The 11282-nt window shown below is 62.1% G+C and carries 9 protein-coding genes; 6 read left to right on the top strand and 3 right to left on the bottom strand.

The features are described 5' to 3' along the window. Position 1: 1 nt before the first annotated feature. The 3 genes from tssE to tssB all read right to left on the bottom strand — a co-directional run bounded on the left by tssE (position 2) and on the right by tssB (position 2419). A complete protein-coding gene (tssE, locus tag K4A76_RS15670; protein ID WP_009686345.1) occupies positions 2–412 on the bottom strand; it encodes a type VI secretion system baseplate subunit TssE in 411 nt (136 codons plus the stop codon). Next, the gene (gene tssC, locus K4A76_RS15665; protein WP_443218427.1) at positions 409–1818 is read right to left on the bottom strand and encodes a type VI secretion system contractile sheath large subunit; all 1410 of its coding nucleotides are present in this window, start codon (positions 1816–1818) and stop codon (positions 409–411) included. The genes tssE and tssC overlap by 4 nt, the downstream gene beginning before the upstream one ends. Before the next feature lie 97 nt (positions 1819–1915). Further along, positions 1916–2419, bottom strand: coding sequence for a type VI secretion system contractile sheath small subunit (gene tssB / locus K4A76_RS15660; RefSeq protein ID WP_274410656.1), 504 nt, complete (start codon positions 2417–2419; stop codon positions 1916–1918). A 369-nt stretch (positions 2420–2788) separates the two neighbouring features. Between tssB and vasI the strand changes: the two genes are divergently transcribed. The 6 genes from vasI (at position 2789) to K4A76_RS15630 (ending at position 11260) form a co-directional block, all read left to right on the top strand. Continuing rightward, the gene (gene vasI / locus K4A76_RS15655) at positions 2789–3370 is read left to right on the top strand and encodes a type VI secretion system-associated protein VasI (RefSeq protein WP_274410655.1); all 582 of its coding nucleotides are present in this window, start codon (positions 2789–2791) and stop codon (positions 3368–3370) included. Beyond that, positions 3358–4809, top strand: a complete 1452-nt coding sequence (tssA, locus tag K4A76_RS15650; RefSeq protein ID WP_274410654.1) for a type VI secretion system protein TssA — start codon at positions 3358–3360, stop codon at positions 4807–4809. Before vasI ends, tssA begins: the two co-directional genes overlap by 13 nt. Positions 4810–4817: 8 nt before the next feature. Continuing rightward, positions 4818–8405: a type VI secretion system membrane subunit TssM gene (tssM, locus tag K4A76_RS15645; RefSeq protein WP_274410653.1), complete on the top strand. Its 3588-nt coding sequence runs from the start codon at positions 4818–4820 to the stop codon at positions 8403–8405. 228 nt (positions 8406–8633) lie between these two features. Continuing rightward, positions 8634–9212: a GNAT family N-acetyltransferase gene (locus K4A76_RS15640; RefSeq protein ID WP_274410652.1), complete on the top strand. Its 579-nt coding sequence runs from the start codon at positions 8634–8636 to the stop codon at positions 9210–9212. A 73-nt stretch (positions 9213–9285) separates the two neighbouring features. Then, positions 9286–10008, top strand: coding sequence for a TenA family transcriptional regulator (locus tag K4A76_RS15635; RefSeq protein WP_009686353.1), 723 nt, complete (start codon positions 9286–9288; stop codon positions 10006–10008). Positions 10009–10030: 22 nt separating this feature from the next. Further along, complete coding sequence (locus K4A76_RS15630; protein ID WP_110679255.1) at positions 10031–11260, top strand: MFS transporter; 1230 nt, start codon at positions 10031–10033, stop codon at positions 11258–11260. Positions 11261–11282 lie beyond the last annotated feature (22 nt).

Here is an 11282-nt window from a genome sequence, read left to right as displayed (position 1 = left end):
GTCACCTCACTCGGGTATGGCGGCTATGGCCGTTGACCAGCAGCTCCAGTTGCAGCTGCTCGTGGTGGTTGTTGACCTGCACCTGGCAGTCCAGCCTGAAATGCAGCTCCAGCGGGGCGTGACACGCGGGCATGGCCTTGAGCGCGCGCACGTGCACGCGCGGCTCGAAGCGCTGAATGGTGCGGCGTATGTCGGCACTCACTTGCTTCAACAGGTCGCCACTGCTTGTGGCATGCCCGTTGAAGTCATGCAGGCCCAGTTCAGGGCTGCTTTGTGAGCAGCCCTGACGTGCATTGAGTAGCGTTTCCAGGTGGCGCTTGATGGCGGCAATCTTTTCGGCAGCGTTTTCTTGCCGGGAAGGCGTGCGGGTAACAGACGGGTCCGTCACCAAGCGATTGAAAAAACCACTCATTCGGTATCAAGCCGGCCAACCAGCGAGATCTCGAAATTTGCGCCCATGTATTTGAAGTGCGGGCGCACGGCGAGCGAGACCTGGTACCAGCCCGGATCCCCGGCAACGTTCGAAACCACGACCTTCGCGGCCCGCAATGGGCGACGGCTGCGCACATCGGCCGAAGGGTTTTCCTGGTCGGCGACGTACTGCCTGATCCATTTGTTCAGCTCGGACTCAAGATCGCGGCGTTCCTTCCAGCTGCCGATCTGCTCGCGTTGCAGCACCTTGATGTAATGGGCCAGGCGATTGACGATGAACAAGTAGGGCAGTTGCGTGCCCAGCTTGTAGTTGGTTTGGGCCTGCAGGCCTTCCGGCGTCTTGGGGAACTGCTTCGGTTTCTGGACCGAATTGGCCGAGAAGAACGCGGCGTTGTCGCTGTCCTTGCGCATGGTCAAGGCGATGAAGCCTTCTTCGGCCAGCTCGAATTCCTTGCGGTCGGATATCAGCACCTCGGTTGGAATTTTCGCTTGCAGTTGCCCCAGCGCCTCATACAGATGCACGGGCAGGTCCTCGACGGCGCCACCGGACTGCGGGCCAATGATGTTCGGGCACCACCGGTAGCGGGCAAAGCTGTCGTTGATGCAGCTGGCCAGCAGGAAAGCGGAGTTGCCCCACAGGTAGTTGTCGTGTCGCCCGTCGATGTTTTCTTCGTAGTTGAAGGTTTTGATCGGCTGTTCCTGAGGGTGGTAGGCCGAGCGGAGCATGAAACGTGGCCCGGTCAGCGCAACGTGCCGAGCGTCTTCGCTTTCGCGGAAGGCGCGCCACTTGGCATGCCGTGGCCCTGCGAAGATGTCTTTGATCTCCTTCAGGTTGGGCAGCTCTTCAAAGCTGCTCAAATTGAAGAAATCGGGTGCGGGGGCGGCAAGGAAGGGGGCGTGCGCCATGGCACCGACAGACGCCATGTAACTCAACAGTTTGATGTCTGTGGCAGCGGGGCCGAAGTGGTAGTTGCCCAACATGGCCGCCACCGGCTCACCACCGAATTGCCCATAACCTGCGGTGTAAACGTGTTTGTACATACCGCTGCACGTAATGTCGGCCGCATTTTCAAAGTCATCGAGCAGGTCGTCTTTGCTCACATGCAGTACTTCAAGCTTGATGTTCTCGCGGAAGTCTGTGCGGTCGACAAGAAGTTTGAGGCTGCGCCATGAAGATTCAAGTTCCTGGAATGCAGATTGATGGAGGATGGTATCCATCTGCTGGCTGAGCACCCGGTCCAGCTCTGCAATCATCTGGTCGACGCGGTGTTTGTTGATGAGTTGATCTGGATCATTGCTTTTAAGTATTTCGGCAATAAAGGCCGATACACCTTGGCGAGCGACTTGATAGCCCTCTTGTGCGGGCACCAGTTTGGTTTCGGCCATGATCTGGTCGAGCAACGTGGCGTTGCTCAATGTTTCGCCCGACCGTTCAGCGGCGAGGGGAGTGCTGGTTGACTTTGCCATGGGACGCTCCGTTGTCTCAGTCTTCTTTTGGCGCCTCAAGCACCAGGTTCAACTCTTCGGCGAGTTGCTTGCGGGCCTGCTCGTTGCTCAGCAGGTGCTGCAGTTGCTTGCGGAACGCGGGCACGTTGCCCAGTGGGCCTTTCAGCGCCACCAGCGCTTCGCGAAGCTCCAGCAGCTTGCTCAGCTCCGGTACCTGGCGGGCGATACCGTCTGGTGCGAAGTCATTGAGCGACCTGAACTGCAGATGAACCGCCAGCTCCGCGTCGGCAGCCGTGGTGAGCATGGAGGGCACCGACATGGCCAGACGGACGTCGGCGTCCTTCAACACATTGTTGAAGGTGTGTTTATCGATGCGCATGAGCGCTCGGTCTTCCAGCGCGCGGGCGTCATCCAGGCCGAAATCGCCCATCACCAGCATCTTGTGCGGCAGCTCTACTTCGGCCTGTTCATCACCTGTGGCGGGCACGTATCGGATATTGATTCTTTCTTTGGGTGCAACCGATCCTGTGGGCTTTGCCATCGCAGAATCTCTCCTTGGTTTGTGTGGGAAGTCCCTGATAGTTGTTCGTGAGTTCTGATTTAGTTTGTAGGAAATTTCCTTCAGACTTGATTACGATATAAACAAGAGCGGGGTAGTCATTGCCTCTTGCGTAAAAACCTTGCGCCTGAAATTGTTATTCAGTCGAGGGTCAAAGTGTAAAAAAATATTTGTTTGTATTTGCGATTTTTTATGAGCTAGTCTCTTGCCGCTCGCGGGTCGGAGTGCCCGTGATTGCGTTTAAATATCAGCGGAGCTGATACAGGGCATATGTACTATCGAGAGGGAATTTAATTGCGATGCCTGGCGAAACATACCTCTGGCGCAGGTCTTTTTCTGATAATCAATTGCATGCCACTGCCAGTGCATGCCGATCAGAATTGCTCGCGCATCGTATCCAACGTTGAGCGCCTGGCCTGTTTCGATCAATCCGCCGGAACACCTGCGCACCGCGTGGCCGCGCAGTGGTCGGCACCGGAGCAGGACTCACCCACGGTGCGTCGGGTGCTGGCCTATGAAACAGGCCGAAATCCCGACGATTTGACGTTCCGGCTCACGCGTGAAGACGGGGGGCTGACGATTTCTGCACCCGCAATCGCTTCGGCTGCACCGCACCCCTACCTGGTAATCAGCTGTTTGCAGAACATCTCGCGGTTGCAACTGATCGCCGCACACCCCGTGGATGCCAGCCGGCTGACGGTGCGCTTGCAGGGGGAGCGTGGCGCCACCGCCGCGACGCCCTGGCAGGTGACGGAGAACGGTCAGGTGCTCGATGCCGGCCGCGGCCTGCCCGGAATCGAACAGATCAGGCAGCTGATCGGGGCCCGGCGCATCCAGGTGCACAGCGAAAACCCTGCCGTTGGCGGGTTGGTCTTCGACGCTCAGGGGCTTGACCCGCTTATCGGCGAGGTGCGCAAGGCATGTCGCTGGTAGCCGAGGTCAATGCACAGGAAATCGCCCGGTTGCTCGCAGCCCTCGACGCGCAAGCACCGGCCGGCCTGTTCGATGTGGAGGATGAGACCTACCAGGCCATCGACCAGGAAATGGTCAAGCTGGGTGGCCTGCAGGAGGCCACTATCGATTGGGTCTACATCGAGGAAGCGTCGCGCCAGTACCTGGGGCAACAGTGCAAGCATCTGCGCATCGTGGCACACCTGAGTGCCGCATGGCTTCGCAGTGCTTGTTGGGAACGCTGGGCGCTCACGTTGGCCTTGCTGGCCGGCATGGTCGAGCGCTACTGGGAGACGGCTTATCCCAAGCCAGGGCCCAAGGGTTACCTGGGTAAGCGCAAGCTGGTTGGCTTGGTGCTCAACCGCTTGAACGAAGCCCTGCCGCGCCTGGACCGTTTCACCTATAGCCCTGCGCATGCGGCCGGGGCGCAACAGGCGCTGCTGCGGCTGCAACAGCTGCAAGCCGTGGCCCTGCTGGACGACGCCATGCTCGATGATATGGCGCGGCTGCTACGCAAGCACTCGGAACGGGCGAGTGGCGCAGGCGAGCCTGCTGCGGCCAGGGCTTCGGCGCCCGTCATCAAGCCCGCGCCACTGGCCGAAGTCATCGCCACACCCATGCCCCGCGTGTCCCTCGGCAACGAGCGTGAATCACGAAGGGCGGTGCTGAGCATGGCTGAGCTGATCAACCAGCAGGACCCCTACGACCCAACGGGGTATCAGTTGCGTCGCTTCGGCTTGTGGGCTCACATCCAGGCCGCGCCTCAAGCAGGGCAAGGTCACCGCACCGAGCTGATGGCGGTGCCGCTGGAGATCGCCGGCGATTATGAAGAGGCCATTGCCGGCAGCGTGTTCGACGCGGCGCTGCTGCAGCGGATCGAAAAAAGCGTGTCGGCTTGCCCCTTCTGGATGCGCGGCAGCTTGCTTGCGGCCACCACCGCCACACGGTTGGCAATGCCTGAGGTGGCCGAAGCCATCCGCGCAGCGACTGCCCGGCTCGTCCAGCGTATCCCCGCCCTGCAGCAGTTGTGCTTCAGCGACGGCACGGCGTTTCTGGACGACCAGTGCATGGCCTGGCTCAAAGGCGCAGGCCAGCAACCGCAAGCTGAAACGGCGCAAGAGTTCGTGGGCCTGCGCGAAGAACTTGTCAGTCAGTTGGAAAGCGGTGGGGTAGAGCCGGTTTTGCTCAGGCTCCAGGCCATGCAGGCAGATATTCGCGCGCCGCGTGAGCGCTGCCACACCACCGTGATCGCGGCCGATCTGCTGGCCGCGCGCGGCGTCTCGTGGCTGGCCCAGGACCTGTGCGCCAGCGTTGCCCGAACCATGCAGCAAACCATGGCCAGTGCCTGGGAGCCGGAGGTGTTCAAACGCCTGCAACAGCATGCCGCCCCTGATGCGTTGGCCGATCAGAACAAGGACTAGGACCCGCCATGAATCAACGATGGACGCTATTGAAACGTTGGCTTTTGCCCCTGGCGACTCGAGTCGGCCTAGCCATGCCTGTGCTGCTTGTGCTGGGCAGCGTGCTGATGCTGGTAGCCATCTGGTGGCTTGGCCCACAGTGGGCATGGCGTGAACAGCATCCGCTTGCCAGCATTGCGCACCGCAGTCTGGCCAGCCTGGTGCTCGTGCTGGTGCCGCTGCTGTGCTGGCTGTTGGTGCTGCGCAGGCGCTACGTGCGCCTTCAGGCAGAGCGCAACGAGGCGGCGGCCGCAGAGCTGGACAGCGTATTGCCGTTGCTTCGGGCCCAGGAAAACGCCTTGGACCAAGGGCTGGCGCGATTACTAGGCAGTGCCGGAGGGCGGCGTGCCCTGTACCGATTGCCCTGGTACCTGGTGATAGGCGACCAGCATGCGGGCAAGTCCAGTTTCATTGACCGTACGGAGCAAAGCTTTTCCCTGACCCGGATCGACACGGTGCAGGCGCGGGATACACAGGCGCAGGCCCTGGCCTTCCCGATAGGCTGGTGGGTCAGCAACGAGGCGGTGATCATCGATCCGCCCGGGGCCTTTATCAGGCAGGACTCGCCGGCAGGCTCGCCCGCCGGGGCGCCAGGTGCCCCGCAAGTGCCACCGGCTACACCCGCCAGGCTCTGGCAGCACCTGCTGGGGTGGCTCGTACGAAATCGCAGCCAGCGGGCACTCAATGGCATGGTGCTGGTCGTGGACCTGCCTGCGTTATTGCAGGGTACGCCCGAGCAGCGTGTTGCCTTGGCCCACAGGCTGCGCACGCGGCTGTACGAAGTCAGCAGCCAGTTGGGCTCGCGCCTGCCGTTGTATGTGGTACTGAGCAAATTCGACCTGCTGGACGGCTTCGACCAGCTCTATGCGGGCCTCCCCGTCGATTTGCGGGAAAACATGCTGGGCTTCACCTTCAAGCTGGATACGGTCGGCACCTTCGATGCCTGGCTGCAGGAGTATGGCGATCATTACCAGCAGTTGCTCAGTCGGCTGTTCGAGCAGGTGGTGGATCGACTCGATACCTTGGCCAGTGCGCCGCAGCGCGCGCGGCTGTTCTCGTTGCATGCCCAGTTGATCGGCTTGCGCCCGATACTGCTGGGTTTCCTGAAAGAAACGCTGGCGAGTGACCGCTACACCACACCCGCCCTGGTGCGGGGGGTGTACTGGTCTTCGGTCATTCAGCAAGGGGACGTGCTCAACGCCTTCGTGCGCGAGTCAGCCCAGCCCTACAACACAGCGCTTCCGTTGCTGGAGGGCAAGGCGCAAGGCAAAGCGTTTGCCTACTTCATCCAGCACGCGTTCCGGCGTGTCATCTACAAGGAGGCGGGGCTTGCCGGAGACAACATCAAGGTGGCGCGCAGCAAGCGCCGGTTGTTATGGGGCGGCTCGGGTGTAGGCATGCTGGCTTTCTGTGTTGCCGTAGCCAGTTGGCAGCGCTTTTTCGACATCAATGGCGCCAAGGCCGCCAACGTGCTCGCCAAAAGCCGGGAGTACAGCCACCACCAGGTGGATCAGCGCCTGGACCCGACCGGGCGCAACCTGCTGGAGCCGCTGGACCAGATCCGCGATGCGGTTTCGGTGTTTGGCGACTACCGCGCCGCCTGGCCGGGTGTTTCCGATCTAGGCCTCTACCAGGGGCGTATCATTGGCCCGCGTGTCGATGAGGCTTACCTCAGCTTGCTCTCCAGGCGATTCCTGCCGGCCTTGGCCAGTGGCGTGATCGACGCCATGGATGCCGCTACGCCAGGCAGTGAACGGCAAATGGCTGCCCTGCGGGTTTACCGCATGCTGGAAGACCGCCAGAACCGGCGGCCTGCGTGGGTCGAGACGTGGATGGCCCGCCAGTGGCAGCAACAGTTTCCTGGCCAAGGGCAGCTGCAGCGCGACCTCATGCGCCACCTGAAGTACGCCTTGGCCTATGCCGACACCGAGTTGCCGCAGTACCGCCAGCGTATCGCCGTGGTGCAGGCGGCGTTGCGCAAGGTGCCGTTACCGGAGCGGGTTTATGCCGGCCTCAAGCAGCAGGCTCAGGAACACCTGCTCACGGGCCTGGATCTGCGTCAGCAGGTCGGCCCCGCGTTCGACGTGGTGTACCAGCGCTCGGCTGGGGCCAGCGGCGAGGATGTGCGACTGGCGCCGATACACACCGCCAAGGGTTTCAAGGAGTACTTCGAGCCCCGCAGCCAAAGCTTCGCCGACATGGCGATGATCGACCAGTGGGCGCTGGGTGAGCGCAGCCAGCTGGAGTACTCGGACGCTGATCGGGCGGTGTTGAGTGAGCGTCTGCGCAACCTCTACAGCGCCGACTACATAAACAGCTGGCGGCGTGCATTGAATGGCGTTTCGGTGGCGGATTTTCACGACCTCGAACATGGCGTAATGGTCCTGCAGCAGCTGACCGGGCCCGCGGCGCCATGGCATCGGCTGCTGGCTACGGTGAAAGACAACACTTCGCTGTCATCGGCTGAGGTACTCGACACGGGCAGCGCCAGCGACACGCTCATGCCCAAAGGCAGCGAGCCCGAGCGCCAGCAGGCCTGGGCCATCCAGCGGGCTTTTGCGGGGCTGAGCGGGATGCTGCATGCAACGCAAGACAAGCCAAGCTACTACGATGAAGTGCTGGCGGCCATGGTGGCCGTGCACGACTACGCCAAGGCCGTGCAGGGCAGCCCAGACCGGGGCAAGGCCGCCCTGCAAGCGGTGCAGCAGCGTTTTGCGATGACCGGCCCGGACCCGATCGGCACCCTGCAACGGGTGGCCACCGGTTTGCCTGAACCGCTCAATCACCACGCCAGGAAGGTAGCCGATGAAACCGCCCGAGTGCTGCACATCGAAGCCCTGCGCGAGCTGGAGCGGCGCTGGGACACCGAGGTCTACAGCTTCTTCCAGCAGCGCCTTGCCGGGCGTTACCCTTTCGTGGCCAGGGCGCCGGATGCGTCGCTGGATGACTTCGAGGCGTTCTTCGGGCCGCAGGGGCGGTTGCAACGCTTCAGTGATCAATACCTGAGGGCATTCCTGCACGACAACCTCGAGGCGCTGCGCGCCGGCCCGCAAGGGCAGTCGCTGATCCGCAGCGATGTGATCGAGCAGTTGGCGCTGGCCAACCGCATTCGCGAAACCTTCTTCGACCAGCGTGGCAACCTGAGCGTGCAGTTCAGCATCGAGCCGCTGGGGCTCAGCGCTAACCAGCGCACCAGCCTGCTGGACCTTGACGGCCAGTTGATTGCCTACACCCATGGCCCGCGGCAGCTCACCGGCATCATCTGGCCGAACACGCTTGGCCGGCACGTGCGCAGTAATCTGACTCTGCTCAGGCAGAACGGCACTAGCAGCCGCCTGGAGTACCGCGGCCCCTGGTCGATGTTCCGTTTGCTCAGCCGCGGTTCGCTCAATGGGCGAACCGCAACCAGCGTGGACCTGAGCTTCAGCACCGGTGATGGCGTGATGCGCTACCGGCTCAGCGCTGAAAAAGCGTTCAACCCCATTACCCAGGAACCGTTCGAGGGCTTCCAGTTACCCCGTGGGTTGCTGCAGCAGCCGCTTGAAGCCCGGCTGTAAGGCGGTGTTCGCAAGGGCGCAGGGATCTTTTGAAAAATGCCACGGCACCAAGCGGGTGCGCGGCCCTGCCCGCCGAGCAGGCGGCGCGGTGCAGCACAGCGTCTGCGCCGCGGTTCCCGGCCAGGTTGAGGGTTGTCACTATCTTTCCGTTTTCTGTCCGATTGCCTGCTTACTCCACGTTACACCTAAACGGTTAAATCCCTGCCTGAACGTACACGGGATTTCACCATGAACACCTCCCTCTCCTTGGCGCCACAAGATTCCACCGAGGCGCAGTTGCAATGGCTACAACGGGCTGACCGTACTGTTGCACTGGACATCATGAAGCTCATCAACAGCACGGTTGAGGATGGCGGGGTGCTGGGCTACGAGCAGGCGATGTCGGTCGACCAGGGTGTCGGTTTCGCCACGGCGTTGCAGGCGCGTATCGAGGGCGGGCATACCTACGCTTTGCTCGGCCGGGCACCTGCCGGCCCGGCGTGCCTGGTCATCCTGTCCCGTAGCAGCATGCCCAACTGCCGCCACATCGCTGACCTGAGCAAAGGCGTGGTACACCCAGACTTCCGGGGCTCCGGGCTGGTGGCCCGGGCCTTCGCGGAAATCGTGCGGCTGTGCCAGGCGAAGGGTATCGAACTGCTGACCCTGGACGTACGCGAAGGCACCCGTGCCCACCGCCTATGGCAACGCTTCGGGTTTCAGACCTACGGCGTGCTCGACGACTACGCGCGGGTCAACGGTGTGAAGCACCGCGGCCACTACATGGCCCAGTCAGTACAAAGCCTGGCCCAGCGACTCAACCTGAGCTGAAGCGCCCTCAATCGTTCGCCTGCGGCCATCGCCGCCAAGGGCCCCCCTTTTCCATCATTCAAGGAACGCCACCATGGCCTTGTCGACTGCAGCCTTTCGCGATCAGCTGGAGCAGAAACTGCACCACCATCTGACGCTGTCTCACCCGATCTTCGAAGCCCTGCTTTCACCTGAAGGCAACAAGCCGCTGCTGCGCAAGGTTGCGCTGCAAGGTTACCAACTCACCAAGTACTTCCTGACTTATGTCGAGCACCTGTTCTTCCATTGCCCGCTGCCTGCCCACAAGCGCGCGCTGATCACCAACTGCTTCGAGGAGGAGACCGGGCGGCTCTCGCGTACCGATAACCATGTGGTGCTCATGCAGAATTTCTTGCGTGCACTGGGCATCAGCGATGCCGAGCGTGATGCCGAGCAACCACTGCCGGCCACCTGGGAGCTGATCGACTACCGCCTGCAGGCGGTACGGGACCCGGCGCGTTACCACGTGGGGGCTGCCGCGGTGATGATCGCCAGCGAAGGGCAAAACCTCGAGACCGTTGCCGGTGATGCACGTCACGTGCTGCTCGGCCGGGCGTACGGCCTGACCGAGCACGACTTGCTGTTCTTCTCCGTGCACCAGAAGGAAGACGTTGGCCACGTCAACGAAGGCCTGGATCTGGTTTCGCAGCTGTGCACCACGGCCCAGATGCAACAAGAGGCGTTGCAAGCGGTAGATCACACCTGCCAGCTGTTCTATGCGATGTACGAAAACATGTACCAGGTGTATTGCCGGGCTCCCCAGGCCGAAGCGGTGTAATACCCCGCGCAGAGGATTGGCCATGAAACAGAAATTCAGCTCAACCCTGATCGTCTCGGTGCTGGTAGTCGGCTTCGTGGTGATGTTCCTGTCCAGCGCCCTGAAAGGGCTGTACCAAGTGTACTTCGTCGACCTGGCCACGCACTTCGGTGGCGGGCGTGCGGCCTTGGCCACGGCAGGTTCTTTGTTCGTGCTGACCATTGGCCTGGTGTCGCCGGTGGTGGGTTGGCTGAGCGACCGGGTTGGGCCGCTGAGCACGGTTGCCCTGGGCAGCGTAAGTGCAGGGGTGGTGCTGCTGGGGGTGACCTTGGTCGGCAGCCAGCTGATGCTGTTCACCCTGTTGTATGGCCTGCTGGGTGCCTTCGCCCTTGCCGCGATGACCTACGTACCCATGGGCATTCTGGTCGATCGCCTGGTCGCAGAGCGTTTCAAGGCCTTCGCCTTCGCTTTCGTGACCAATGGCACGTCGATCGGCTTCATCGTGCTTTCGCCGCTGTGGATCATGCTGCAGCAGCGCGTGGGCTGGCAGCCGGTGTTCTCCTGGGTCGGCCTGATCTTCCTGGTGCCGTTGAGCCTGGCGCTTTACTGGGTAGCGCGCACCGTTCCGCTCAAGCCCGACCCGCAGGCGGCGCTGGTCAAGCACTCGGTCGCGTTTCTGTTGCGTGATTCGCGGTTCTTCGTATTGGCCCTCAGCTTCGCCAGCTGTGGGGCCACCATGGCGTTCATCGACGTGCACCTGGTGTCGTTCTGGCAGGGCGAGGGGCTGCCTGGCTCGGTACAGGCCAGCGGCCTGAGCTTGCTGGGTGTGCTGGAACTGGTCAGTGGCCTGATGGCTGGGTGGCTGGCTACCCGCTACAACAAAGGGCTGCTGCTGATGATGTTCTACCTGCTGCGTACGGCGGCGGTGATCGTCCTGCTGACCACGCCCGGGCCGCTGGGTACCTACCTGTTTGCGGTGCTGTTCGGTGCCAGTTACCTGGGTACGGTGGTGCTCACGTCAGCATTCTGCTTTGCCCTGTATGGCGCCGAAATCAAAGGCAAGGTGTTTGGCCTGCTGTTCCTCGTACACCAGCTGGGTGCGTTGCTGGCCACACAGCTCGGCGCCCTGGATTTCGACCGGCATCAAAGCTACCAGTTGACCCTGGTTGGCCTGGCGACGGCCACCGTAATGGCTGCACTGGCCTCCCTGTGGCTGGTTTCGGCACGCGTGGCCGCAGAAGCCTCGGCCCCGCCAGTGGCTGAAGCGGAATAGCCCCCGATCAACTGCGCATTGT

It is taken from the genome of Pseudomonas sp. NEEL19 (assembly GCF_028751975.1).
Taxonomy (GTDB): Bacteria; Pseudomonadota; Gammaproteobacteria; order Pseudomonadales; family Pseudomonadaceae; genus Aquipseudomonas; species Aquipseudomonas juntendi.
Note: the sequence above shows the minus strand (reverse complement) of the source record. Positions and strands in the feature narration are given on the sequence as shown.